This is a genomic window from Brevibacterium sediminis (assembly GCF_013623905.1).
Taxonomy (GTDB): Bacteria; Actinomycetota; Actinomycetes; order Actinomycetales; family Brevibacteriaceae; genus Brevibacterium; species Brevibacterium sediminis.
This window is the reverse complement of record NZ_JABKDD010000015.1, coordinates 1-25757: the sequence shown is the minus strand read 5'-3', so window position 1 is coordinate 25757 and position 25757 is coordinate 1. Positions and strand designations below refer to the sequence as shown.

The 25757-nt window shown below is 61.4% G+C and carries 20 protein-coding genes; 12 read left to right on the top strand and 8 right to left on the bottom strand.

What is annotated here, in order from left to right:
• Nucleotides 1-14: 14 nt before the first annotated feature.
• The 4 genes from HK108_RS15570 (at nucleotide 15) to HK108_RS15555 (ending at nucleotide 5361) form a co-directional block, all read left to right on the top strand.
• Complete coding sequence (locus tag HK108_RS15570; RefSeq protein ID WP_181272182.1) at nucleotides 15-2543, top strand: protein kinase family protein; 2529 nt, start codon at nucleotides 15-17, stop codon at nucleotides 2541-2543.
• A gap of 149 nt (nucleotides 2544-2692) precedes the next feature.
• Nucleotides 2693-3679: a thioredoxin-disulfide reductase gene (trxB, locus tag HK108_RS15565; protein ID WP_181272181.1), complete on the top strand. Its 987-nt coding sequence runs from the start codon at nucleotides 2693-2695 to the stop codon at nucleotides 3677-3679.
• A gap of 123 nt (nucleotides 3680-3802) precedes the next feature.
• Nucleotides 3803-4120 carry a thioredoxin gene (trxA, locus tag HK108_RS15560; RefSeq protein WP_039211718.1) on the top strand — a complete coding sequence of 106 codons (318 nt, stop codon included), beginning with the start codon at nucleotides 3803-3805 and terminating at the stop codon, nucleotides 4118-4120.
• A gap of 152 nt (nucleotides 4121-4272) precedes the next feature.
• Nucleotides 4273-5361 (top strand): N-acetylmuramoyl-L-alanine amidase, encoded by a 1089-nt coding sequence (locus HK108_RS15555; RefSeq protein ID WP_229664217.1) that lies wholly within the window; start codon nucleotides 4273-4275, stop codon nucleotides 5359-5361.
• Nucleotides 5362-8198: 2837 nt separating this feature from the next.
• Here HK108_RS15555 and HK108_RS18985 read toward each other — a convergent pair.
• Entirely contained in the window at nucleotides 8199-9431 is a 1233-nt protein-coding gene (locus HK108_RS18985) for a ParB/RepB/Spo0J family partition protein (protein WP_229664216.1), read from the bottom strand.
• Between the two features lie 10 nt (nucleotides 9432-9441).
• Between HK108_RS18985 and HK108_RS18980 the strand changes: the two genes are divergently transcribed.
• Nucleotides 9442-10284 carry a hypothetical protein gene (locus HK108_RS18980; protein ID WP_229664215.1) on the top strand — a complete coding sequence of 281 codons (843 nt, stop codon included), beginning with the start codon at nucleotides 9442-9444 and terminating at the stop codon, nucleotides 10282-10284.
• On the opposite strand, the gene HK108_RS15545 is transcribed toward HK108_RS18980, so the two are convergent.
• The 7 genes from HK108_RS15545 to rpmH form a co-directional block, all read right to left on the bottom strand.
• Entirely contained in the window at nucleotides 10201-11097 is an 897-nt protein-coding gene (locus HK108_RS15545; protein ID WP_139467600.1) for a ParA family protein, read from the bottom strand. The two genes, HK108_RS18980 and HK108_RS15545, sit on opposite strands and share 84 nt — an antisense overlap.
• A 67-nt stretch (nucleotides 11098-11164) precedes the next feature.
• Complete coding sequence (gene rsmG, locus HK108_RS15540) at nucleotides 11165-11863, bottom strand: 16S rRNA (guanine(527)-N(7))-methyltransferase RsmG (protein WP_181272180.1); 699 nt, start codon at nucleotides 11861-11863, stop codon at nucleotides 11165-11167.
• Nucleotides 11856-12413, bottom strand: coding sequence for a Jag family protein (locus tag HK108_RS15535; RefSeq protein ID WP_172173164.1), 558 nt, complete (start codon nucleotides 12411-12413; stop codon nucleotides 11856-11858). The genes rsmG and HK108_RS15535 overlap by 8 nt, the downstream gene beginning before the upstream one ends.
• An 8-nt stretch (nucleotides 12414-12421) precedes the next feature.
• Complete coding sequence (gene yidC, locus HK108_RS15530) at nucleotides 12422-13375, bottom strand: membrane protein insertase YidC (protein ID WP_181272179.1); 954 nt, start codon at nucleotides 13373-13375, stop codon at nucleotides 12422-12424.
• 132 nt (nucleotides 13376-13507) lie between these two features.
• A complete protein-coding gene (gene yidD / locus HK108_RS18685; protein ID WP_101546527.1) occupies nucleotides 13508-13765 on the bottom strand; it encodes a membrane protein insertion efficiency factor YidD in 258 nt (85 codons plus the stop codon).
• An 82-nt stretch (nucleotides 13766-13847) separates the two neighbouring features.
• Nucleotides 13848-14213: a ribonuclease P protein component gene (rnpA, locus tag HK108_RS15520; protein ID WP_139467604.1), complete on the bottom strand. Its 366-nt coding sequence runs from the start codon at nucleotides 14211-14213 to the stop codon at nucleotides 13848-13850.
• 2 nt (nucleotides 14214-14215) lie between these two features.
• Nucleotides 14216-14353, bottom strand: coding sequence for a 50S ribosomal protein L34 (rpmH, locus tag HK108_RS15515; RefSeq protein ID WP_039211706.1), 138 nt, complete (start codon nucleotides 14351-14353; stop codon nucleotides 14216-14218).
• A gap of 416 nt (nucleotides 14354-14769) precedes the next feature.
• On the opposite strand from rpmH, the gene dnaA reads away from it, so the two are divergent.
• The 7 genes from dnaA (at nucleotide 14770) to HK108_RS19145 (ending at nucleotide 25582) form a co-directional block, all read left to right on the top strand.
• Complete coding sequence (dnaA, locus tag HK108_RS15510) at nucleotides 14770-16455, top strand: chromosomal replication initiator protein DnaA (protein WP_181272177.1); 1686 nt, start codon at nucleotides 14770-14772, stop codon at nucleotides 16453-16455.
• A gap of 557 nt (nucleotides 16456-17012) precedes the next feature.
• Nucleotides 17013-18152 carry a DNA polymerase III subunit beta gene (gene dnaN, locus HK108_RS15505; RefSeq protein WP_172173149.1) on the top strand — a complete coding sequence of 380 codons (1140 nt, stop codon included), beginning with the start codon at nucleotides 17013-17015 and terminating at the stop codon, nucleotides 18150-18152.
• Entirely contained in the window at nucleotides 18153-19289 is a 1137-nt protein-coding gene (gene recF / locus HK108_RS15500; protein ID WP_139909528.1) for a DNA replication/repair protein RecF, read from the top strand. It begins immediately after the preceding gene.
• Nucleotides 19286-19798, top strand: a complete 513-nt coding sequence (locus HK108_RS15495) for a DciA family protein (protein ID WP_139467607.1) — start codon at nucleotides 19286-19288, stop codon at nucleotides 19796-19798. The genes recF and HK108_RS15495 overlap by 4 nt, the downstream gene beginning before the upstream one ends.
• Before the next feature lie 219 nt (nucleotides 19799-20017).
• Complete coding sequence (gene gyrB / locus HK108_RS15490) at nucleotides 20018-22015, top strand: DNA topoisomerase (ATP-hydrolyzing) subunit B (RefSeq protein ID WP_139467608.1); 1998 nt, start codon at nucleotides 20018-20020, stop codon at nucleotides 22013-22015.
• 142 nt (nucleotides 22016-22157) lie between these two features.
• Complete coding sequence (gene gyrA, locus HK108_RS15485) at nucleotides 22158-24725, top strand: DNA gyrase subunit A (RefSeq protein ID WP_139909532.1); 2568 nt, start codon at nucleotides 22158-22160, stop codon at nucleotides 24723-24725.
• Entirely contained in the window at nucleotides 24722-25582 is an 861-nt protein-coding gene (locus tag HK108_RS19145; RefSeq protein ID WP_229664213.1) for a DUF3566 domain-containing protein, read from the top strand. The genes gyrA and HK108_RS19145 overlap by 4 nt, the downstream gene beginning before the upstream one ends.
• The last annotated feature ends 175 nt before the right edge of the window (nucleotides 25583-25757 follow it).

The following is a 25757-nucleotide window of genomic DNA, read 5'->3' as shown; positions in this document are numbered from 1 at the left end:
AATCCCCACCGGAGGTGGTCGCCCTGATCGATATCGAACCCGGCATGGTGGTGGCCGGCCGTTATGTCGTATCGACCGTCGACCGCCGATGGCTTCCCGAAAAGCCCGAGGTCGGTGCCGTCTGTACCGGACTCGATGCGATCCTCGATGAACCCGTGCTCATCCTCGTCGCCGATGCCGACGGTTCCAACGACGTCCTCGAAGCCGCCCGTCGTGTGTCGATCCTCGGTGACCCGCGCATCGCCCCGACCCTCGACGTCGGCCATTCCAACGGACTGGACTACATCGTCATCAAGCGCATCGCGGTGACGCCGTTCAACCAGATCCTGCCCCGTTCGCCGTTGCCCGTCGACGCCGCCTGCGCACTCATCGGCGAGGTCGGCTCGGCGCTAGTGACCTCCGCCAGGCGGGGACTGTTCCACATGTTCCTGCGTCCGAGTCTGGTCGGTCTGACGTCGAAGGGTGCGGTGGTCATCGCAGGCATCGGCATCGATGCGGCACTGGCGCTGGACACCGGGCTCGTCGAGCAGAAGGACTACACGCCGACAAAGGCCTCACGTCGAGACGCCCTCGCGCTCGTCCAGCTCTTCTACACGGCTCTGACCGGATACTGGCCCGGCGAAGAGGCATTCGACGGCATTCCACCTGCGGAGAAAGAGAACGCCCGGATCGCCCGGGCGCAGGCGCTCAACCCCGAGGTCCCTGACAGACTCGATGATTTCGTCAGTGGAATCATCACAGGTTCGGATCCCGGTCCGGGTTCGGTCGCCGAGGTTCTCGGCTATATCGACAAGTGGGACCCGGAACTGCTGCGCTACGTCAATCGCGCTCCGGTGGCGGAGAACGAGAATCTGTTCGATCAGTCGCCGCGCAGCTTTGATGAGGCCACCAGCCTGCCCGCTCCACGTTCGAAGACCATCGGGCCCGGTCCCGGCGGTTCGACCAGCGCCAGCGAAGATCAGGTGCAGGCCGCCCTGGTGCGCATCGGAATCACTCGTCCGGGAACGCGGGGACTGGCGGCCGGAGTGGTCGGAAGCACCACGGGCCGGTATGCCGACAGGATGCAGATGCGCGAGGCCTCGAGCTTCCCGATTGCGAAGGAACAACTCGACAGCGCCGCTCAGGACTGGGAGGAATGGCAGCCGGAGCAGACGTACTCGGAGTATTCGGAGTATGCGGAGCACGAATACGACGAGAACCTCACGACCCCGATCATGAGCCGGGAAGACGATTCGGATCCTGACACTCAGGCACTTGAGATCGTCCCCGAGAACGACGACGAAGGCGATGAGAACGATACTCGCGTGATCATGGACGGCGAGGACGAGGACGACGGTTCCTGGTTCCTCGGCGGCATGTTCGAAACCAACGAACAGCAGCGCGAGCATCAGCGACGCGAGTATGAACGCGAACGGCGGATCGCGAAGGCCAAGGAAGACGAAGCGCGCAGGCGGCTTGCTGCCTTCGAGGCGAGTTCGACTGCCCGTCAGCAGGAAGCCAATGCTGCCGCACCGCCGAACGAGATGCGCCGGCTGTCCCCGGACTCCGTTGACGATCGCAGTGCAGTCGACAACCGGAACACCGGTGGTGAGTCCCGCGCCGAGGCGGCTGAGGGCTCCGAATCTGTGCGCCCTGCTGAGCGCAAGGCCGGGAAACCGCGCCAACAGCACAGCGATTCGACCGGTGCAGCCCAGGCTGGGTCTGTGAAGAACCGAAACAAGGCTGCCGGGACAGCAGGTGCCGCGGCAGCAGGCGTTGCCGGTGCTGCCGCGGCGGCGGGCGCTGCAGCCAAGTCCTCCGGTTCAGCGGCTTCGAGCTCCGCACCCGCAGCTGCCTCAGCCACGGCAGGGGGTGCCGGCACCGGTGGTGCTGGCGGTAGCGCGGCTTCCGGCGGTGCTGGCAGCGGTTCGGGTGGAGCAGGCCCCGACGAGCGGGATCCAGCCTCCACTCGGAAACCCTTCCTGTGGCTGGTTCTCGGCCTCGCGGTCGTTGCCGCAATCGTGCTCGGCATCGTCATCATCGGCTTCAACTCGGGAGACGAGGAGTCCACTCCGGTCTCCGAGACGTCCGCAGCGAGCGAGCAGCCGACGAAGAAGGAAGAGAAGAAGACTCCGAAAGCCGATCCTCCGAAGATCAAGACGGTCGAATCCCTCGACCCCGAAGGCGACGGATCGGAACACGACAGTGAAACCGAGAACGTCATTCCCAAGGCCGAAGGATCCTGGAACACCGACCGGTACAACTCGGCGAGCTTCGGCAATCTCAAATCCGGTGTCGGTCTGCTCTTCGAGTTCGAGGACGAGTCCACCATCAGCAAGGTGAAGGTGGCGTCGGGGAACTCCGGAGGCAAGTTCGAGATCCGTGACGGGGACGACCCCGAGGACGCGAAGGTCATCGGCGAAGGCGTCTTCGATGCGGACGGCGCCGTCACCGTGGAGTTCGATGAAGACGTCGAGACGGACAAGCTCATCCTCTGGGTCACTGAACTTCCGCAGACCGATGGCGGCTATAAGGCCACCATCAGCTCTGTGAAGTTCTTCTGAACCGACCAGCAGTTCCTCGTACCCTGATGCCGGACAGGATGCGGGTGCGGAATAGTCCGCGGCACCGTACCGTTATAGATACGAACGTCAATTCGCGCGGCACTCCGCGGCGCGCTGAGCACAGCAGATAGAAGCAGGGAACTTTTCACATGACTGATACTCAACTGGTGATCATCGGATCGGGGCCAGCCGGCTACACCGCGGCCGTCTACGCGGCCCGTGCGAACCTCTCGCCGGTCGTCATCGCAGGATCGGTGACCGCAGGCGGCGAACTGATGAACACCACCGACGTCGAGAACTTCCCTGGATTCCCCGCCGGTGTGCAGGGGCCCGAACTCATGGAGAGCATGCGAGAGCAGGCTGAGAAGTTCGGTGCCGAGGTCATCTACGACGATGTCGAGACCCTCAAACTCAACCCGGGTGCTCACGAGATCGAGACCGCTCTGGGGTCGCGTTACACAGCCAAGGCCGTGATCCTGGCAACAGGTTCGGCATACCGCGAGCTCGGACTGCCCAACGAGAAGAAGCTCTCCGGGCACGGAGTCAGCTGGTGCGCCACCTGTGACGGATTCTTCTTCCGTGATCAGCACATCGCTGTCATCGGCGGCGGCGACTCCGCACTCGAGGAGGCCACCTTCCTCACCCGTTTCGCGTCCAAGGTCACGCTGGTCCACCGTCGGCAGGAGATGCGTGCTTCGCAGGCCATGCAGGACCGCGCGAACGCCGATGAGAAGCTCGAGTTCCTCCTCGACTCCGAGGTCGCCGAAGTCCACGGTGAAGATTCCCTCACCGGGCTGACCATCCGCAACACCGTCACTGGGGAGACCTCAGAACTGCCGGTGACCGGCATGTTCGTGGCTATCGGTTCCGACCCGCGCACAAGCCTGTTCGCCGATCAGCTCGAGATGCGCGCCGACGGGTACCTCAGCGTCGACGGTCGCACCTCGAAGACGTCTGTCGAGGGCGTCTTCGCAGCAGGCGACGTCATCGACTCGGTCTATCGTCAGGCCATCACTGCTGCCGGTTCGGGCTGCTCGGCCGCCCTCGACGCCGAACATTACCTCGGCGACCTCGAAGCTGCTTCAAAGCCCGCCATGGCGGAAGCAGCAGTGGCCGAAGCCTCAGTCGCTTCCTGATCCCGAAACGCCCGCTCGTATCGCTGCGCTTGACAGCACAGCGGGCCGAGCGAATAGGCCCGGGAATGAAAGATCCAGCTCCACTGTTCTGATAGAGACATTCGTTGTGAAGGAAGGTTACTCATGTCGACAGAAGTCACTGATGCCACGTTCGAAGAGAACGTACTGAAGTCCGATAAGCCCGTACTCGTCGATTTCTGGGCTCCTTGGTGCGGCCCCTGCCGTATGGTCAGCCCCATCGTCGACCAGATCGCCGAAGAGCACGGAGACAAGCTCAACGTGGTCAAGGTCAACACTGACGAGAATCTCGAGACCGCAAGCACCTATGGAATCACCTCGATTCCGGCGCTCTACGTCTTCAAGGACGGCGAAGTCGCCAAGACCATCATCGGCGCACGTCCGAAGCCCGCTCTCGAGGATGAGCTCTCCGACTTCATCTGATCGAGTTCTAAGGCGCCTGTTGTAGTATCAACGGGCGCCTTAGGCATTTCTGAGCGCCGCTGAACACTGACCCTCGAAACGCATCACCTACGATTGGCAACGCATTGACGAACACGAACTTACCGCGCTATTCGCGTGGCGACATTTCCGAGATGCTGCCCAATATCAAAGCTCAGATGGCCCGTTTGGGGCTCCATGTCGGTGATACCGAGACCGCGGACTTCGATCGAGCCTTTGAGCTGGGGGTCCGCCAGTTCCAGCAGGATCGAGGAATCCTCTGCGACGGTGTGTTGGGTCCTGAGACGTTTTCTGCGCTGGAACAGGCCCGATATCAGTTGGGTGACCGTGTGCTCCGATTCGACCCCGTCAGGGTGCTGACAGGCGATGATGTCGTCGACCTCCAGACCAAACTCGCCGGCCTGGGGTTCTATCCAGGTCGTATCGATTCCGAGTACGCGTCTCTGACCGAGGCAGCGGTCAAGGAACTGCAGATGAGTTTGGGTACGAAGGTCGACGGTGTCACGGGACCACAGACTCTGCGCGGACTCAACGCGATCGACCGCAACCAGGACACCGGCAATCTCTTCGCGCTTCAGGAACGTGCACGTGTGGCAGCCTCGGGCACGTCCCTCGTCGGCCGCACTTTTGTCATCGAGGCGGCGACTACAGTTGTAGATTTCCAAACGTTGCCGATGACCGACGAGCAATCTGCCCTCGAACGTCAGATCACTTCAGACATAGCAAGTCGCCTTGTCGGTCGTTTGGAGGCCATCGGAGCGGGGGCTCTTCTCCTCGAAGGCGATGCTGTCGAGGTCAATCGCGCAGATACACTCGGCGCATCTGCGGTCATCACCGTCACGGCAGATGTCAGCAAATCCAAGGATGCCAACGGACTGGCAACTTTCTACTTCGGTCATGAACGTCAGGCGGACCTCAACTCGCCCACGGGGCAGAAGCTGGCGGAGCTCATCCAAGGCGAATTGGTCGCACGGACCGGAATGCTGGACTGCCGCACGCATGCGCGCACATGGTCATCACTCAAGCGACTGAAGACTCCGAAGGTGCATGTCGTCAGCGGTTACCTCACCAACCCTGACGATCTCGAGAATCTCAAGGATCCGCACGTCAGGGACGCGATCGCCGACGGAATAGCCGCCGCGCTCCAGCGGCTCTACATTCTGGAGGACAAGGATCCGCAGACCGGCACACTCAGTCTCGATGCCATCAAGGCGCTGAACTAGTCACCCAGCTTCAACCTCGCTGCCTCCAGAGTCATGCTTCTTGAATAGGAGCACGGCTCTTCTCGCCTCAGTCTTGGCCCTCTGGAGACAAAGCACCAGACGACTAACCACAGATAACAGGTGCTCTCTTCAAGAACCGAAGACGGGTTGATACAACTCAGGGACAACACCTACAACGGACAACGGTCGACCCGCACTAACCCCGCGCAGCGCGCGCACCGAACCCTACCGACCTCCCAGCATGGGCTCGGGAGAGATATGTTTCACGTGAAACGACAGCCTGGGTAGACTTCAATCGACGAATCGCCCGAGCAACAAGGGCCCTCCTTTGAGGCGCGAAGCCATCTGGACGACTGCCTGCTCATTGAAACTCTCGGCCACAACCTCGCGTAGCTTCGCAGCGACCATACACACGAACTGAGTTGCTCTCACACGACAACGAAAAAGGCTAGTCCAGTTCCGTCGTTCCACGTGAAACCATACGACCTTTCCGATGGCGCAAGACCAATGACTATAACAACACCCAGAAACCCCGGCTGACATCACAGCATCCTTATGACGTCGAGCTAACCCGGCCTTCACTGCCCATGCATTTTCGGGGACACCGGCTCTAATCACTTCGACAGCGCCATCATTGCGAACGGGCGATTCACTGGACCAGTCAGAGACGGTAGTCGACAGTATTCGCGTTCGGCACAGAGAAATATCAGGTATCGGGGCGCTGAGAGTCCCCGACCCTATACTCATTACATCCAGTACTACTAGGGCTGTTCGTTCAGCTCAAAGACGTGTGTTGAATAGCAGCGCGTCTCTTATCAGTGCTCGGTTGTTTCACGTGAAACAACGAAGCGAAGAGGCCGTAGTTTCGACGATGACCCCCTGAGTTGGGGATATGACCTGTGCGCAGAACATGATCTAGTTCCCGCCTCAGCCCAGCAGACTGAAACAACCAGAAGTTCTATCCCACCCGCATACGCCTCAATACGCGGAGAACAGCTATCTTCGCGTCGAGTAGATGCGCTCACCAACCGTGCGATGGTACTCGCCAGCGCGTGTTTCACGTGAAACGCACGCTACACCGGAAACTAGTCGTCAGCAGATCACCGGTAGGGGGTGATCATCTCGCAAGCGCACCGATAGTGGACTGAGCACGCACGAGCCAGACGAAGCCTTCCCACGCAACACAAAGCGAACCAGCACCGGCGCTCGCATGATGCCAACTTTGGGCAATTACGACACACTCGACACCGGCAAAGAATGGGCAACCCGAACGTTGTATCAATGATCCTGACTCCGACTACTTCTTTCGGTGCACTTCGAGAGGCAGCTCGTTGCATCTCAATCGCTTGAAACGAGGTTGCACGTGAAACATCGCCATATACCCAGTTCCTCATGAGACGAAGTGCTCTGGTTCCGTGAAGATCGTTGAAAATACTCGCCAAGTCACAACCCCTGAGTTCAGCGAATCCCGCCATTTGCTCTCATCTGCTCCCGCGAATAGAGGCTACGTGGGCCCCCGAGGAGAGATCCCGTTGATGTATTTCAGTGTCTTGTGGAGCGGTGACCACCGGTGGGCAGCTATTGATTCGCGACTAAACCGCGCGCGGCAACCTTGAACTATAGAAGTGTTTGTGTGAACAAACGAGCCCGAAGACACGGTGTGTTTTGATGAATGCCATTCGACTGACAGCTGTTTCACGTGAAACACCACTCGCACGTTGCCCCTGGCGCTCTATACCCGCGAACACCTTGCCGGCTCATATCCAACGCCCCGTCGGATCCGTATTCACGCTGATTCTCCATCCCGCGCAACCGGAATATGCGGCTACAGTGGTCCATACTCTGCCTGCTACCGGCACTCCAACAGCCGGAAAAGGAGCTGGTGGAAGCGGAAGGGAAGCTTTGAATGCCTCTCTATACTTCCGACATACATTCTCTCAGGAAGAGACATGCGTTGACTGAGAACCCCAAATCACCACTCGATTCACCGTCAGACGATTGATGCGATCAGAGTCCTAGCAGAGCTCCAGATCGCACGTCACCTACCTAGTCACCTGAGACTCCCGGACGCATCAAACATGGTTTCACGTGAAACAGAGATTCAGCCCGTGCGTCTTCGGGGAGTGACGCAGACGCTTGAGAACCAACATACCGCGTTTGAGTCTAAGGAGGCTCAGTAGGGTCCAGATGTGGTTGTGGAAAGCCGCGCTGCCTGTTGCACAGCCATAGCACCGACCTGTTTCACGTGAAACAGGGACCGGTCCACGCGCCATGCCTACCCTCCAACAAGTAATCCAAGCCGTCCGAAACCAGGACCTGGCTACTCCAGGGGAAGTTCCGACAACCGATCCGTCTCGTCTGTCTCACGTGAAACAAGACTTCAGGAAAATTCCTCTCGCAATGAAGACCACATCCCACGGTATCGGGCCACCTGCCCACATCAATGAGGCTATGGATTCCTGGAGTCCACCTCTTGACAGCGGAACATGCTCGCTCAGCAGGGCGCACATAGCAGCTGCAAGAGCCACCCCTGTGGACCTTCATACTAGGCTTCTTCTGAATGCATTTCGTCTGTTTGCCAGAAGAAGCTCGAATTCCATCAACAACCGCGTTCAACGGATGGAGAGTCGACGCCGAACGAACCTGCAGTCGCGCCGTTTCACGTGAAACGGTGTGAACGCCATTGCACAAGCGAGAGAGTGGCCTAATACCGTCAATAGCGAACTTGTGGATACCGGCGCGTTGAATTGATACGACAGCCTCAACCGAGTTCCGCATAATGGAAATGGGCTTCGGGGCGAACACCCCGAAGCCCATCTTCGCCTATAGCAAGCCGCTCACAGCGCGTCCTCGTTCGGGATACCCAAAAGACCGAGAATACGGTCGAGGTCCTCTTGGTTCGCGAACTCCACACTCAGCTTGCCCTTGCGTTTGCCAACGGAGATGTTCACCTTAGTGTCGAGTCGATCACCCAAACGTTCAGCTACAGCGATGAACTCAGGGGACACCTTGGTCGTTGCACGTGAAACATTGATGGAGTCGCCTCGGTTGAGCAGCACGACAGCTTCTTCCGATGCCCTGACGGACAGACCCTCAGCAACGATCCGCTGCGCCAGCACTTCCATATGCTCCGGATCGCGCAGTCCGAGAATCGCTCGAGCGTGACCGGCCGAGATGACGCCGGCAGCGACCCGCCTCTGCACCAGAGGAGGAAGACGCAGCAGACGCAGGGTATTAGAGATCTGAGGACGAGAACGCCCGATGCGCTCGGAGAGTTCTTCCTGCGTACACCCGAAGTCCTCGAGCAGCTGGCCATAAGCCGCTGCCTCTTCAAGCGGATTGAGCTCTGCACGATGCAGGTTCTCCAAAAGCGCATCACGGAGAAGGTCTGTATCTTCGACATACCGGATGATTGCCGGAATCGTCGACAGACCAGCGTCCTTCGTCGCGCGAAGACGCCTCTCACCCATGATGAGCTCGAAGCGCGAGCGGTCGCTCGGCTTCTGCCTGACTACGACAGGCTGAAGGACACCGATCTCACGAATGCTGTGGACCAATTCCGCCAGCAGATCTTCATCGAAGACCGTTCGCGGCTGCCTGGGGTTCGCATCGATGAGATCGACATCGATCTCACCGAATTCGGTATCCGGAATCGACTCGACACCTTCGAAATCGTCGAGTTCGCCCTCATCGGCAGTCACTACGGTGTCGGAGTCACCCGGCTGTCCGATTGAAGCTGAACGGCTCGTCCCGTTATCGGATTCGGAAGCTGTCGAAGGTTCTGATTCCGAGGCCGCCGCCGGACGGGTCTCGTCTAGGGCATCCACTGCCTCTGATTCGACTATATTCGTAGTAGCAACATGTTCGTCAACTCCGCTGACACCGGACTGGCCTTCTTCATCCGCCTCGTTGTCAGCATGGCTTCGCCCAGATGACGTGTATACGCCGGGATGCGTTTCTCGAACATCATCCTCGGCCGACGATGCCGATGCAGTTGCCGAAGTGGCCTCTGGGACCTGAGGGTCATTGACGAGGTCAGAACTCACGTCAACAGCTTCATTGTCAGCCACTTGAACCGAAGTGGAATCAGCAGACGAGCTCGCCGCTGGAGTCTCAACTTCGCCTGAGCCCGTTGCTGAGTCAGAGACCGAGGCGGAGGACGATGTCTTCCGCGTCGTATTCTTCGGCGCTGCAGACGCCTTCTGTGCGCTCTCAACTGAGGAAGCAGAGGACGGACCGGACGCCGGCCGAGCAGAAGAAGACCCAGCCTTCGTCTTCGTTGACGTCGATTTGGCGCCAGCAGAAGTTCTGGAGGAACCGCTCCCGGTCGCCTTCTGTGCAGTCGCCTTCGATGCGTTCGACTTCACCGTCGATGCCTTCGTTCCCGACGTCTTGGAGGTCGCCGTCTTCGTCCCTGTCGACTTAGACGCAGTGGACTTAGAAGCGGTCGGTTCAGCGGCGGTGGACTTCGAACCTGCGGCCTTGGACGCAGAGGCCTTGGACGACGCAGCCTTGGTCGTTCCCGATTTTGTCGCCTCGGCCTTCGCCGACCCGGCCTTCGAAGATGCTGTCTTCGAGGCAGCCGCCTCAGTCTCAGTATCTGCCCCGGAAGTCGTGGACGGCGATCGAGTTGTCCCGGATGCCTTCGGCTTGCGTCGTCGGGACGACTGCATCGACGCCGCTGGGTCCGTGCGCGCAGTGCGTGACGTCTTCGTCTCGCTCTCGCGTTTGCCGTCTTCCGAGTTCCCGCCGGAGAAGAAGACATCGACCGGACGATCATTGGAGTTCGCGTCGGGGATCAATGCTCCGAGTCCGCGCCCCAGGCCCCTCTTTTTGCGTTCAGCCACGACTTACTCCTCGATTCGCAATTTCTTCGGCGGCTTCCCGATAGGACAGGGCACCGCTGGAATGTGGGTCATATGAGATCACGGTCTGGCCATAGCTCGGTGCTTCGGAGATCCTCACCGAACGTGGAATGGCAGTACCGAGGACCTGCTCCGGGAAGTGAGTGCGCACATCCTCGGCGACCTGAGCACTGAGGTTCGTCCGTCCGTCATACATCGTCAGCAGAATCGTCGTGATTGCCAATTCGGGATTGAGGTGCTTCTGGATGAGCTGGATGTTCTTCAGCAGCTGGCTGAGGCCCTCGAGTGCGTAGTATTCACACTGGATCGGGATGAGGACCTCGCGAGCGGCCACGAAAGCGTTCACCGTCAGCAGACCGAGGCTGGGCGGGCAGTCGATGATGATGTAGTCGACGCGGTCTCCCGCTGCTTCCTCCTCCTTGAGGTAGATGCCCAAGGCACGCTGCAGTCGCTGTTCACGTGCGACGAGAGACACGAGTTCGATCTCCGCGCCGGCGAGGTCGATGGTGGCCGGTACGCATTTGAGAGTGTCGAAGTCCGGACACTGCGCCACCGCCTCGCGCATGGGAACGTCATCGATGAGGACGTCATAGATGCTCGTGACCTCGGAATAGTGGTCGATGCCCAGGGCGGTGCTCGCGTTTCCCTGCGGATCGATGTCGATGAGCAGCACATTGAGCCCCTGATTGGCCAGGGCCGCTGCGATGTTCACCGCCGTCGTGGTCTTTCCGACGCCACCCTTCTGGTTCGCGATCGTGAAGATACGGGTCGAGTCCGGCCGTGGAAAGGTTGTCTGCGACAGTCGATCCGCTCGCCGGTTGTCCCGTGCAATCGCGGCACCAATGGGAGACGACTCATCCATGATCGGCATAGGGCGCACTCCATCATCCATCGGTTTCACAAGGCTCTCATCCAGCCTAGACCAACTCTACTTCGTACTATTTCTTGACGATCTCGACGACACGACTCGGGGCCTCGAGGATGCCGCCGCCATCAACGACGTGGATCTGAGGTTGGGACAGTCGATACCGCTTGATCAGTTTCTTCGCTTTGACCAGCTCGCCTTCGACGGAAGCTCCTTTGAGGGCGAGGATCCGGCCCCCGGGGCTGATCACCTCGCGGGTCCATTCGATGAGAGTCGTCATCGCCTTGACAGCGCGTGCGGTGACGACCGTGAACATCTCCTCGTCGACGAGTTCCTCGACGCGTGCTCGCACGATTCGCACATTCTTCAGGCCCAGATCGTCGACGACCATGGTCAGCCATTCGACGCGGCGTTCCATCGGCTCGATGAGGACGATCTTCGCCTCGGGGCGCATCAGTGCGATCGGAATACCCGGCAATCCGGCACCGCTGCCGACATCACCGACGACATCATCATCATTGATGTGTTCGGCAACCACAGCGCAGTTGAGAATATGCCGGGTCCACAGTCGATCGACCTCGCGCGGTCCGATGAGACCCCACTCGATTCCGGTCGTGGCCAGGTGCTCGGCATACCGCTGCGCGGCAGGGTAAGCCGTACCGAAGTACTCTTCAGTGCCAGCCGGAGGCGTCTCGATCTCCGCTGTCGTCGACTCGGTCGAGAGCTCTGCCTCGGTCGAAAGCTCGGGGTCGTTCTCGGGCTGATCAGTCATCGGCGAGCCGGATGACGACGTGACGACCGTCGCCCTCACCCTCGGACTCCGAGACCAGGCCGGCACGAGCTGCTTGGTCATGGATGATCTTGCGCTCGAAGCTGTTCATCGGCTTGAACGCGAACTCCTCGCCGCCGTCCTTGACTTCGGCGATCGCGCGCTTGGCCTTCTTGATCAGCTCTTCGCGACGGCTGTTGCGGAAACCGTCGATATCGAGCATCAGCCACGAGCGCTGACCGGTCTGGGTCTGCACCGCCAGACGACTGAGTTCCTGCAGCGCACCGAGGGTGCGGCCCTCGCGGCCGACCAGGGTGCTCAGGTTAGAGTCCTCGTCGTCCTCGCAGACGATGGACAGCTGCGCACGGCCGTCGGCGACATCGATATCGATATCGCCATCGATGTCGGCCAGATCCATCAGCTCTTCGAGGTAGTCCGCAGCGATCTCGCCCTCTTCTTCGAGGAGTTCGGCACGGCTCGGCTTCGGCGAGGTCTCCTCCGGAGTCTCTTCCGGTGTCTGTTCGGAGGTCTCGTCGATCTTCTCTTCGGTCATGTCTGTCCTCAGCGCTTCTTGTTCTTCTTACGGTTCTTGCTCACGGGCTGCTGCCGCTGGCCGCTCTTCTTCGGGGCCTCCTCGGTGACGGTCGATTCCTTGAGCTCATCCTGCTTCAGAGTCTTGCCCTTGCGAGCCTTGCGCTCAAGCATCTCCTTCTCGGCCTTCGAGCCGGGAGCGGGCATATTGCGGATGACCATGTGCTGCTGGGCCATCGTCCAGGTGTTCGAGACCAACCAGTAGATGAGGACACCGAGCGGGAAGTAGATGCCGCCGATGCCGAAGACGAGAGGCATCACGTAGAGCAGCATCTTCTGCGACTGCATCATCGGATTGGCCATCGCCGACTCCGACATGTTCTTCGCCATCATCTGCTTCTGCGTGATGAACATGGTGGCGGCCATGATGACGATGAGGACACCTGTCAGCAGCTTGACCGCAAAGCCCGGGTCGGTGAAGACCGCCGAAAGGCTGATGCCGAAGATCGACGAATTCTCAGCCTGGATCGCCAGCTGCTGTGTGAAACCGCCGATGGCTCCCACATCACCGGAAGCGACTTTCGGCATGTTGTGGATGACGCGGAAAAGCGAGAAGAAGATCGGCATCTGCACGAGCAGCGGCAGACATGATGCCCACGGGCTCGTCTTGTTGTCACGGAACAGCGCCATCTGCTCTTCGGCCATGGCCTGACGGGAGTACTGGTCCTTCTTGCCCTTGTACTTCGCCTGCAGGCGCTGGATCTCCGGCTGCAGCAGCTGCATCTTGCGCTGCGACTTGATCTGGTAGACGAAGAGAGGGATGAGGAGAGCACGGATGACCACGGTCAGTCCGGCGATCGAAAGCACCCAGGTCCAACCGCTGTCGGCCGGGAGACCGATTGCGGTGAAGATCTCGTGGAAGATCGCGAGGATCCAAGCAACTACCCACTGCAGCGGGTAGAGCAGCTTGTCCATCCAGTCCATTCAGTTCTCCTCGTTACACCGATTCTTGCGCGAAGTTCATTTTGCCATTGTTCACAGGTCTGCGCGACACGACGTGTGCCCCGAGGCAGTCCGCTTCTTCACGCTCGTGCGCGGACTGCAAGTTCAATATATTCAGGTGTGTGCCTGACCGCGGTGGATGGTCTTCGACCTGGCCTCCCGCGCCGAGCCCGGCACATGGTCGACACCTCCGTGCGACCACGGATTGCACCGCAGTATGCGCCACCCAGTTAACACCACGCCCTTGAGAACTCCGTGTATCTCGAACGCCTCGAGACCGTACATGGAGCAGCTGGGATAGTAGCGACACACTTGGCCGTAGAGAGGTGAGATCACGATCCGATAGGCGCGGATGAACCAGACGAACGGCATCCTCGGTCCGATCAGGACGATCCAGCCGAGTGTCGGCCAGAAACCTGCCGGCCGGTGGGGCACCTCGGAGACATGCTTCAAATCATGCTCGGCGTCCACGACGTTCCAGCTTCTTCTCTGCCTTGACCAGCAGCTCGTCGACCTCGGCGGACAGAACGCTGAAGTCGGCCTGTCCGGCATGCGGCAGTGCCCGGATGACGAACAGATCTCCTGCTCTCAGCTCTCCGAGTCGCGCACGCATGATCTCGCGCAGCCGACGTTTGGTGCGGTTGCGCACCACGGCGTTGCCGACGGCCTTGGATACGATGAAACCCACGCGTGCAGCGTGGGTATCATCGGTGTCTCTCAGGCTGTGCGCCATGAGATGCTCTGTGCGCACCCGGACCCCGGCTCTGAAGATTCGTCTGAAGTCTTCGCCGCTGCGGATCCGATGTGCCGCGTCAAGCATGCTCAGGCCGAAATGTCGGAACGTCCCTTGCGACGACGTGCAGCCAGGATCGAGCGGCCCGCGCGGGTGCGCATACGCAGACGGAAGCCGTGCTTCTTGGCGCGCTTACGGTTATTGGGCTGGAATGTACGCTTGCTCACTTCAGTCTCCGATTTCTAGGTTGCGGGTGAACGCCGGTGCGTTCTCACAAAAAACGGCGGTACGAGTCTCGACCGCCGAGCACTCCTGTGCATAAGAGCCAAAAGATAATCAGGATAATCGGATGAAGCCCGGTACACAGGACACTCCATCTTAGCGAGGCGCTATCCGAGCGGTCAAACGGGATCCGCATGTTTCACGTCACGCTCGCCCGAAATTCATCGCCGTTCGCGTTTCCGTCACCAACCCTCGTCCACAAGTCACACCCATGTAGTTTTCCACAAGCTTATCCACGAGTGTGGAGATTCACTGGGCTGAGTCGGCACTGATCCACATTCTGTGGAAAACTATGTGGAAGTCATGCACAGGTGTGGATCACGCCAGAACGAATTTTTTTGAAAGCTGAGGAAATGTGACGGTGTCGAATTCCAAGAATGAGCTCATCAGCCGCTGGCACACGGTGGTCTCAAACCTGGAAAAGGACCCGGACCTCTCGTCGCACCAGAAGGGATTCCTCTCCCTCGCCGTGCCGAAGGCCCTCGTCGACAATGCCCTCATCCTTCTCGCCGTGCGCGAAGAACACACCCGCCGCACCATCGAGACTCGACTGCTCGGCCCCCTGACCAGGGAGTTCTCCAAGGTCCTCGGGTTCGAAGTGACATTCGGCTTCGTCGTCGATCCCGAGCTCGACGTGCCGATCCGCTTCGAAGAACTCATCGGAGAGCCGACACCGGGAACTCAGGTTCCCATCGATCCGGCCACCTCCACCTCGGCGACGGAATCGCCGGAACCCATCCCCACCGAGGCGGCCGAACCGGTCCGACCGGTCCCCGCCGATCATTCGACGCCCGAATCCGCCCAGCCAAACCAGGGCCAGCCGGCCGCGCAGACCTCGGACACCCAGATGCCGCAGGCGCAGGCATCGGCACCGCCGGCAGCGCAGACGCCCGCCTCGCAGCCTCAGGCTCCCGACGATTCCGGGATGACCGACCGTGAGATGAAGATCGCCGAGGCGACCGCCGCCCCGATGGGCCCGCCCGTCGATGCTCCCGGCGTCGCTCAGCTCAATCCGAAGTACACCTTCGATACCTTCGTCATCGGCGCTTCCAACAGGTTCGCCCATGCAGCGGCCTTCGCTGTCGCCGAGGCACCGGCCAAGGCCTACAATCCTCTGTTCATCTATGGGGACTCGGGATTGGGCAAGACCCATCTGCTCCATGCGATCGGCTACTACGCGACTCAGCTGTTCCCGGAGATCCGAGTGAAGTACGTCTCCAGCGAAGAGTTCGTCAACGACTTCATCAATACGATCGGCTCATCGAAAACCTCGAATGCTCTGCGTCCGGCATTCCAGCGCCGCTACCGTGAGGTCGACATCCTCATGATCGACGACATCCAGTTCCTGCAGGGCAAGGATGCGACCGTCGAAGAGTTCTTCCATACGTTCAACGCTCTGCACAATGAGGCCAAACAGGTCGTCATCACCTCCGATCAGCCGCCGAAGATGCTCAAGGGCTTCGAAGAGCGGCTGCGCTCCCGATTCGAATGGGGTCTGCTCACGGACGTGCAGCCGCCGGATATGGAGACTCGGTTCGCGATTCTACGCCGCAAGGCCGCAGCCGAGCAGCTCGATGTTCCCGACGATGTCCTCGAATACATCGCCTCCCGTGTGTCCTCGAACATCCGCGAACTCGAAGGCGCTCTCATCCGGGTCACGGCATTCGCCAACCTCAACGATCAGCAGATCGACGTCTCCTTGGCCGAGACCGTGCTCAAGGACTTCATCACCCCCGATGACACCCCTGCGGTCACGGCCGCGGACATCATGGGCCAGACCGCTGCCTACTTCAGCCTCACCCTCGATGACCTGTGCGGAACCTCCCGGTCCAGGACGCTGACGACGGCCAGGCAGATCGCCATGTACCTGTGCCGCGAGCTCACCGACCTCTCCCTGCCGAAGATCGGACAGGCGTTCGGTGGACGCGATCACACCACCGTGATGCACGCGAACAAGAAGATTCGAACTCAGATGGCCGAACGACGGGCCGTCTACACCCAGGTCACCGAACTCACAAACCGCATTAAACAACAGCACCGCCTATAGAAGACGTCATACACATCTGTGGATAACCCTGGGGACAATTGCTCACAGCTTGGGGACAGAACGGTGGACAGAACTGCTCCACGGGTGGAAAGATGTGAACTACATGCTTGTGTTTACCCAAGCGCCCACCGACGCCTCGGTCGCGGTGCACATGGCATCCACAAGCTCATAATGGCTCAGAACCCTTGATTACTCTGGGGTAAGCGGCACTTGTCCACAGTCTCCACATGTGCTGATACTTCTACCAAGTGAATTCAACTCTTAAGAGGGCGACCGCCACCGACTGCTGCGGTGGATGAGCTTCGAGCTCACAAGCTCGAGGTCGAGAGAGTCATGGACCTGCAGAATATTCGAACACAGGATCTCGGCTGATTCTCGAATGCGAGATTCGCTCGCTGAGCACCCCTGGCATCCCTTTTCGGCCGGCACTCCTGAGGTGGGCACAAATCGGATAGGCTGTGTAAAGTTTTCCGAGCAGTATCGAGCCTGTGACTCGCAACCCGGAATCTCGTGCCAGATGCCCAGTGCAGGTCGGGTGGCCACCCCGAAGGAGTAAAGTGAACGCGGAAGCATCCCCCTTGAAGTTCAAAGTCAATCGCGACGTTCTCGCTGACGCTGTTGCCTGGGCGACCAAGACTCTGCCCAACCGTCCTTCCGCTCCGGTCCTCACCGGTATTCTCATCACCGCCGAAGCCGGCGGCACAGTGCGTCTGGCCGTCTTCGACTACGAAGTCTCATCCCGCGTCGAGATCGTTGCCGACGTCGCCTCCGCAGGAACGGTCCTCGTCTCCGGACGTCTGCTCGCCGACATCTCCAAGGCTCTGCCGAACCAAGAGGTCACCCTCGAACAGATCGATGCGAAGGTCGACGTGACCTGCGGATCCTCGCGCTTCTCACTCATGACGATGCCCGTGGCCGAATACCCCGCGCTGCCGCAGATCCCCGACGACTCGGGCACCGTTTCGGCCGGTGAGTTCCAGAACGCCGTCTCACAGGTCACGATCGCGACCTCGAAGGACGACACCCTGCCGATCCTCACCAGCGTGAGAGTCGAGATCGAGGGCGAGAAAGTCACGATGCTCGCCACCGACCGCTATCGTCTGGCCGTTCGCGAGTTCACTTGGAACCCGGGACGCCCCGACGTCTCGGCCGTGGCTCTGCTGCGCGGACGCACGCTCTCCGATGTCTCGAAGTCCCTCGGCGGCGATGTCACGATCGGCCTGAGCACCGATGCCGGCAAGGACCTCATCTCCTTCACCTCGGCGGGTCGAGTCACCACCTCGCTGCTCATCGAGGGCGAGTACCCGAAGGTCCGGTCGCTGTTCCCGGATTCGGTTCCGATCCATGCCATCGTCGAGACCGCCGTGCTGCGCGAAGCCGTTCGCCGCGTCTCACTCGTGGCAGAACGCAACACCCCGCTGCGCTTCGAGGTCACCGACGGCATGCTCACCCTCCACGCCGGCACCGGTGACGACGCTCAGGCCTCCGAAGCCGTCGAAGCCACCCTCCAGGGCGACGAGATCACCGTCGGCTTCAACCCGCACTACATCGCCGAAGGTCTCGCCGCTGTCGAGAGCCCGTACGTGAACTTCTCCTTCACACAGCCGATGAAGCCGGTCATCATCTCCGGGCAGAAGGAACTCGACGGTCCTGCCGACGAGTCCTATCGCTATCTGCTCATGCCCACGCGCATCTGAATGTGGATATCCCGACTCTCCCTGCGTGACTATCGGTCGTATCCGGAACTCGACCTCGAGTTCTCACCCGGAGTCACCACATTCGTGGCCGACAATGGGACCGGGAAGACCAATATCGTCGAGGCGATCGGGTACCTCGCTCATCAGCGCTCCCATCGGGTGGCCTTCGACGCTCCGCTCGTCCACGAGGGGCGACCGGCTGCGACGGTGTCCGCACTGGTCAACCGGGATCAGCGGCATGCCACCGTCGAGGTGACTATCCAGGCCAAAGGTGCCAACCGGGCCCGGGTCAACCGCAATGCGGTGAAGCTCAAGGACATCCTCGGCCTCGTCTCCTGCGTCGTCTTCGCTCCCGAGGATCTCAGTCTGGTCCGCGGTGAACCGGCCGAACGCCGGTCGTGGATCGACACGCTCGTCGTGGCGCGAAATCCGCGCTTCGCTTCGATCATCACGGACTTCGAACGGGCACTCAAACAGCGCAATGCTCTGCTCAAACGGCTCCGCGAGGACCGCGATCCCGGCCTCGAGGCGACACTCGACATCTGGAATATGGCCTACGCGGACTCCGCTGCCGAACTCGTCTTCGGGCGACAGCGGATCCTCGCCGATATCGTCGAGCCGCTGCAGACGAACTTCGCCTATATCGCAGCCGATGCCCGACTGGAACGGCAAGGCGCCCACATCGCCTACGATTCGCGCATCGACTACTCGCAGGCAGCATCCGCTGCCGACTGCAAGGAGCTGCTGCTGGCGGCCCTCGATCGTCGCCGCACGACTGAGATCGAGCGCGGACTGACCCTGCACGGACCCGGTCGCGATGATCTGTCCCTGATGATCGGAACCCATCCGGCGAAAGGCTATGCCTCTCACGGAGAGACCTGGTCGCTGGCGTTGGCCATGCAGCTGGCAGGGTGGGATCTGCTCTCCGCCGATGCCGGAAGCGCCGCTGAACAGCCGATCCTCGTCCTCGATGACGTCTTCGCCGAACTCGACACCGGTCGGCGTCAGCGTCTGGCGTCCAGAGTGACATCGGCCGAACAGGTCTTCATCACCGCGGCCGTCGACTCCGATCTGCCCGATGGTCTCGAAGGAATCCGGATCGACCAGTCCCGACTTCTGCAGAGCGGCGCATCATGAGCGGCATCGACCGGGACTACTCCACTCCCGTCGCCGCACTCGAAGCCCTCGACCGAGTCCGACGGATGGAGGTCACCGAAGCGAAGTTCGTCCGCAGCCGTCGCCGTTCCCGCCTGCGCGGCGAAGCCGTCTACTCCGGATCGGGTCGTGACGGCCGCGACCCGAAGACCGTGTCATCCGTGCTCGGGTCGCTCATCACGGAACGCGGCTGGTCGTCCTCACTCGACATCGGCAAGGTGCTCGGCCGGTGGCCCGACCTCGTCGGACCCCAGGTGGCCCAGCACGCGACGCCCGTCGACTTCTCTCCTCCCCTGCTCGTCATCGCCGCAGACTCGACGACCTGGGCGACCCAGCTGCGGGTGCTCAAACCGACGATCCTGCGCAGACTCGAGGAAGGGCTGGGTTCGGCGACGATCACCGAGATCGAGATCAAGGGGCCACAGGGACGCAGCTTCAAACGCGGTCGACGATCGGTGGCCGGCCGCGGACCCCGGGACACATTCGGGTGAAGTGGGCAGCCGCCTCGGCGAAATTCCGGGAAGAATCCCTGTATTTCTGAGAAGAACACAGAGGGCCTTAAACGGCCATAGCCGCTACCTCACCTGTCCGGGGGTACATCTGCGGCACGAAAATTCGGGAAATATGCCTTCACAGGCCGCTTACGGGCATTTCAGCGTGCGGCGCGGTAGAATGGGGAGCTGATAGCGACCATCCGAACAAGGAGTCATATGACGACCGAGGATCAGCCTCATTATGATGCCGGCGACATCACTGTTCTCGAGGGTCTCGAGGCAGTCCGGAAACGGCCCGGCATGTACATCGGTTCGACCTCGGAACGTGGTCTCCACCACCTCGTTCAGGAGATCGTCGACAACTCGGTCGACGAGGCGATGGCCGGCTACTGCGATCATATCGAGGTCACCATCCTCGCCGACGGAGGCGTCCGTGTCGCCGATGACGGCCGTGGAATGCCGGTGGCGATGCACCCGACGGAAGGCAAGCCGACCGTCGAGGTGATCCTCACGATCCTCCACGCCGGCGGTAAGTTCGGCGGCGGCGGATATGCCGTGGCAGGCGGTCTCCACGGTGTGGGTTCGACCGTCGTCAACGCACTGTCCGAACGACTCGAGGTCGAAGTCAGGCGCGACGGCTACGTGTGGACGATGGACTTCGACCGTGGTGTGCCCAACGGCGAACTGCAGCGCGGCGAAGCCACCGATGAGACGGGCACGACCGTGACCTTCTGGCCGGACGGCTCGATCTTCGAGACCACGGACTTCTCCTACGAGTACCTCCGTGCGCGCTTCCAGCAGATGGCCTTCCTCAACAAGGGCCTGAAGATCAGCCTCACCGATGAGCGCCACAACGAAGTCGATGACGACGATGTCCAGATCGACGAGGACGAGGCGACCGAGTGGAAGCCGCGCACCGTCACCTACGAGTACGCGAACGGTCTGCTCGACTATGTCGAGTACCTCAACTCGACGAAGAAGGCCGATCTCGTCCACCCCGATGTCATCGTCTTCGAAGCCGAAGAGGGCGAACAGACTCTCGCGCTCGAGATCGCGATGCAGTGGACGACGTCGTACAACGAGTCCGTCCACACCTACGCCAACGTCATCAACACCCATGAGGGCGGCACCCACGAAGAGGGCTTCCGCACGGCTCTGACCTCGCTGGTCAATGCGTATGCGAAGGACCAGAAGCTGCTGCGCGACAAGGACCCGAACCTCACCGGCGATGACATCCGCGAGGGTCTCACGGCCGTCATCTCCGTCAAGCTCGGCGATCCCCAGTTCGAGGGGCAGACGAAGACGAAGCTCGGCAACTCCGAGGTCAAGGGCTTCGTCCAGCGCGTGGTCCGCGACGAACTCGGACACTGGTTCGAGTCGAACCCGGCCCAGGCCAAGGACGTCGTGCGCAAGGCGCTGCAGGCCTCCCAGGCCCGCTTGGCCGCCCGCAAGGCCCGTGAGGCCACTCGCCGCAAGGGACTGCTCGAGTCTTCGGGCATGCCCGGCAAGCTCAAGGACTGCCAGTCGAAGGACCCGTCGATCTCGGAAGTCTTCATCGTCGAGGGTGACTCGGCCGGCGGCTCGGCGACTCAGGGCCGCAACCCGAACACTCAGGCGATCCTGCCGCTGCGCGGAAAGATCCTCAACGTCGAAAAGGCTCGACTCGACCGTGCGCTGGGCAACAACGAAGTCCAGGCGATGATCACGGCCTTCGGCACCGGCATCGGTGAGGAGTTCGATCTCGAGAAGCTGCGCTATCACAAGATCGTCCTCATGGCCGACGCCGATGTCGACGGTCAGCACATCACGACCCTGCTGCTGACGCTGATCTTCCGGTACATGAAGCCGCTCATCGAGCACGGCTACGTCTACCTCGCCACCCCGCCGCTCTATCGCATCAAGTGGTCGAACGCCCCGCACCAGTTCGCCTACACCGACAAGGAACGCGACGGACTGCTCGAGACCGGGCGGGCCGCCGGCAAGCGACTGCCCAAGGATCTCGCGATCCAGCGCTACAAGGGTCTGGGCGAGATGAACTACGAGGAGCTGTGGGAGACGACGATGGATCCCGACCACCGGCTGCTCAAGCAGGTGTCGCTCGACGATGCGATCGTCGCCGACGAGATCTTCACCGTCCTCATGGGCGATGACGTGGATTCGCGTCGCCGCTTCATCCAGGAGAACGCGAAGGACGTCCGCTTCCTCGATATCTGATCGTCCGTCCTCACCGGGGCAGCCGCCTCGGTGAGGGTGGGAGACCGGATGCACCGCCCCCCATTCTTTGCACGCACCAATCGCCGCCGCACACGGCTGAGATCCAGCCGGACACGGTTCGAACACAAGGGAAGAGCCCACATTGGCCGACGAGAACGATATCGGAACAGAAATCAACCGGATCGAACAGGTTGATCTCAACCTCGAGATGCAGAGGTCGTACCTCGATTACGCGATGAGCGTGATCGTCGGACGTGCCCTGCCCGACGTCCGTGACGGACTCAAGCCCGTCCACCGCCGCGTGCTCTACGCGATGTTCGACGGCGGGTACCGCCCCGACCGCAACTTCTCCAAGTGCTCGCGCGTCGTCGGCGACGTGATGGGCCAGTACCATCCGCACGGTGACACGGCGATCTACGATGCCATGGTCCGCCTCGTGCAGCCGTGGACGATGCGCTACCCGCTCGTGGCCGGTCAGGGCAACTTCGGCTCCCCGGGCGACGACGGAGCGGCCGCACCGCGTTATACCGAGTGCAAGATGGCGCCCCTGGCCATGGAGATGGTCCGGGACATCGAAGAAGGCACCGTCGACTTCCAGGACAACTACGACGGCCGCAACCAGGAACCCATGGTCCTGCCCTCCAGGTTCCCGAACCTGCTGGTCAACGGCTCGGCAGGCATCGCCGTGGGTATGGCCACGAACATTCCTCCCCACAACCTGCGTGAGGTCGCCCAGGGCGCACAGTGGCTGCTGTCCCACCCGGAGGCGAGCAAGGAAGAGGCGCTCGAGGCCCTCCTCGGCATCGTCAAGGGACCCGACTTCCCGATGGGCGCGACGGTCCTCGGTCGCAAGGGCATCGAGGACACCTACCGCACCGGTCGCGGATCGATCACCCAGCGGGCAGTCGTCGAAGTCGAAGAGATCCAGGGCCGGACCTGCCTCGTCGTCACCCAGCTGCCGTACATGGTCAACCCGGACACACTGGCCGCGAAGATCGCCTCCTACGTCAAGGACGGCAAGGTCGCCGGCATCGCCGACCTGCGCGACGAGTCCTCCGGCCGCACCGGTCAGCGCCTGGTCATCGTGCTCAAGCGCGATGCCGTGGCCAAGGTCGTGCTCAACAACCTGTACAAGCACACGTCGCTGCAGGAGAACTTCTCCGCGAACATGCTGGCCCTCGTCGACAGCGTGCCGCGCACACTGAGCATCGACTCCTTCCTGCGTCTGTGGGTCAAGCACCAGATCGAAGTGATCGTCCGTCGCACGCAGTTCCGTCTGCGCAAGGCCGAGGAACGCGCGCATATCCTGCGCGGCTACCTCAAGGCCCTCGACGCCCTCGACGAGGTCATCGCCCTGATCCGCCGCTCCCCGTCCTCGGACGAGGCGCGGAGCGGACTGATGGAGCTGCTCGAGGTCGACGAACTCCAGGCCAATGCGATCCTCGACCTGCAGCTGCGCCGACTGGCCGCACTGGAGCGACTGAAGATCCAGGAAGAGGCCGAGAAGATCGAGCAGCAGATCGCCGAGTACAACCACATCCTGGCAACCCCGGCTCGCCAGCGTGAGATCGTGTCCGAGGAACTCGACGAGATCGTCGAGCGCTACGGTGACGATCGCCGGACGAAGATCCTCGCCGGATTCGACGGAGACGTGTCCATGGAGGACCTCATCCCCGAGGAAGAGGTCGTCGTCACGATCACCCGCGGCGGTTACGCGAAGCGGACCCAGACTCACCTCTACCGGGCCCAGCACCGTGGCGGCAAGGGCATCAAGGGCGCGGCACTGCGCGGCGACGACGTCGTCGAACAGTTCTTCGTCACCTCGACCCACAACTGGCTGCTGTTCTTCACGAACACCGGTCGCGTGTACCGGGCGAAGGCCTATGAGCTGCCCGAAGGCTCACGGGATGCCAAGGGCCAGCACGTAGCGAACCTGCTCGCCCTCCAACCAGGTGAGACGATCGCACAGGTGCTGTCGATCCGGGACTACGACGTAGCCGACTTCCTCATCCTCGCCACCCGTTCCGGTGTGGTGAAGAAGACCCGCCTGAGCGAGTACGACTCGAACCGCACCGGCGGTGTCATCGCCATAAACCTGCGCGAATACAAGGGTCAGCCCGATGAGCTGGTCTCGGCCCGCATCGTCGGTGCTGAGGATCACCTGCTGCTGATCTCGCGCAAGGGCATGTCGATCCGCTTCGCCGCCGATGACGAGTCGATCCGTCCCCTGGGCCGAGTCACCGGTGGCGTCACAGGTATGAAGTTCAAGGACGACGACGAGCTGCTCACGATGGACGTCGTTCGGCCGGACACCTACGTCTTCGTCGTCACGGAAGCCGGGTTCGCCAAGCGCACCCCGGTCGACGAGTACCGTCTGCAGGGGCGCGGCGGTCTGGGAATCCGGGTTGCGAAGATCACCGAACAGCGCGGAGACTTGGTAGGCGGACTCATCGTCGAAGACGGTGAGGAGGTCCTCGTGGTCATGGAGCGCGGTAAGATCGTTCGGTCGAGCATCGATGAAGTTCCGGCGAAGGGACGCAACACCATGGGTGTGGTGTTCGCGAAACCGGATAAGAAAGATCGTATTATCGCAGTGACCCGTGGGCCCGAAGCCGAGGTCGAAGACGAGATCGAAAGCGAAGACGATGCCGAAGTCCCGGAAGGTGAGGTCGCAGAGCCTCAGACCGGCAACGAGGATGTGGAAGAGTGAGCGATAGCAAACAGCCAGGCTCAGGCAAGATCATACGCACGTCGAGCGGCTCGACCCGTCTGACGGCCGGATCGTCGAAGTCGGACGACAAGTCGGCTGCGGCAAGCGGTTCAGGCTCGAACTCCGGGTCGGGAACCGGCGCGAAACAGGGATCCGGCCCCGGTCGCGGCTCTTCGGGACCGAACAGCCAGAACGCCACCGTCGTCGCACCTCCCGCTCCGAAGGCCTCGCCGAAGCCCAACCGGGCACCCTCGGCGGGCTCGACGCCGTCGGCACACACCGGATCTCAGGGATCGGGTGCTCAGACCGGTTCGCAGGGATCCGGCGCACCGACTTCCGGTTCACAGGGATCGGGCTCCCAGGGATCGGGCGGCGGCAACCGCGGCGCCACCTCGGTGATGGGAAATGCCGCGAACACCGTCCGCGCGAGCTCCGGCAGCGTGAAGATGGGTGTGAAGAACATGGTCGACAGCGGGAAGGGCAAGAAGAAGAAAGGCCCCCGCACCGTCCGCCTCACCGTCTCCGCGGTCGATCCGTGGTCGGTCATGAAGATGTCGTTCCTCATGTCCGTGGCGATCGGCATCGCCACGATCGTCGCCTTCATCGTCCTGTGGGTCGTGCTGCAGGCGACCGGTGTGATGAGCGGCCTCGAATCGACGATGAGCGAGCTCGCCGGCGCAGAGTCGGCCGAGCGGATCGTCGGCATCTTCGGCTTCGGCCGGGTCGTCGCGGCCGGCTTCATCATCGCGGTCATCAACATCGTGCTGATGACGGCGCTGTCGACGCTTGCGGCCTTCATCTACAACATCGGCTCCCTCATCGCCGGCGGATTCAGCCTCACCCTCACCGACGACTAATTGCTACCTGACGGCGGCTCAGCAACCTCGCGCGAGGTGGCTGGGCCGCCGTCGGGATCCTTCTATGCTTGTCAAGCGGCCTCGCACCTCACGTTCGTCGCTTCGAGAATCCGATACACCTCTCGGGCCACATACCGCTTGATGCACCGGATAACGTCCTTCTTCGACTTCCCTT

Coding starts and splice junctions, on each gene's coding strand:
- trxB (WP_181272181.1), top strand. CDS start 2,693: ATGACTGATACTCAACTGGTGATCATCGGATCGGGGCCAGCCGGCTAC.
- HK108_RS15535 (WP_172173164.1), bottom strand. CDS start 12,413: ATGACCGAAGAGAAGATCGACGAGACCTCCGAACAGACACCGGAAGAG.
- HK108_RS15545 (WP_139467600.1), bottom strand. CDS start 11,097: ATGCCGATCATGGATGAGTCGTCTCCCATTGGTGCCGCGATTGCACGG.
- rsmG (WP_181272180.1), bottom strand. CDS start 11,863: ATGACTGATCAGCCCGAGAACGACCCCGAGCTTTCGACCGAGGCAGAG.
- yidC (WP_181272179.1), bottom strand. CDS start 13,375: ATGGACTGGATGGACAAGCTGCTCTACCCGCTGCAGTGGGTAGTTGCT.
- gyrB (WP_139467608.1), top strand. CDS start 20,018: ATGACGACCGAGGATCAGCCTCATTATGATGCCGGCGACATCACTGTT.
- recF (WP_139909528.1), top strand. CDS start 18,153: ATGTGGATATCCCGACTCTCCCTGCGTGACTATCGGTCGTATCCGGAA.
- trxA (WP_039211718.1), top strand. CDS start 3,803: ATGTCGACAGAAGTCACTGATGCCACGTTCGAAGAGAACGTACTGAAG.
- rnpA (WP_139467604.1), bottom strand. CDS start 14,213: ATGCTTGACGCGGCACATCGGATCCGCAGCGGCGAAGACTTCAGACGA.
- HK108_RS15495 (WP_139467607.1), top strand. CDS start 19,286: ATGAGCGGCATCGACCGGGACTACTCCACTCCCGTCGCCGCACTCGAA.
- yidD (WP_101546527.1), bottom strand. CDS start 13,765: ATGCCGTTCGTCTGGTTCATCCGCGCCTATCGGATCGTGATCTCACCT.
- HK108_RS15555 (WP_229664217.1), top strand. CDS start 4,273: ATGCTGCCCAATATCAAAGCTCAGATGGCCCGTTTGGGGCTCCATGTC.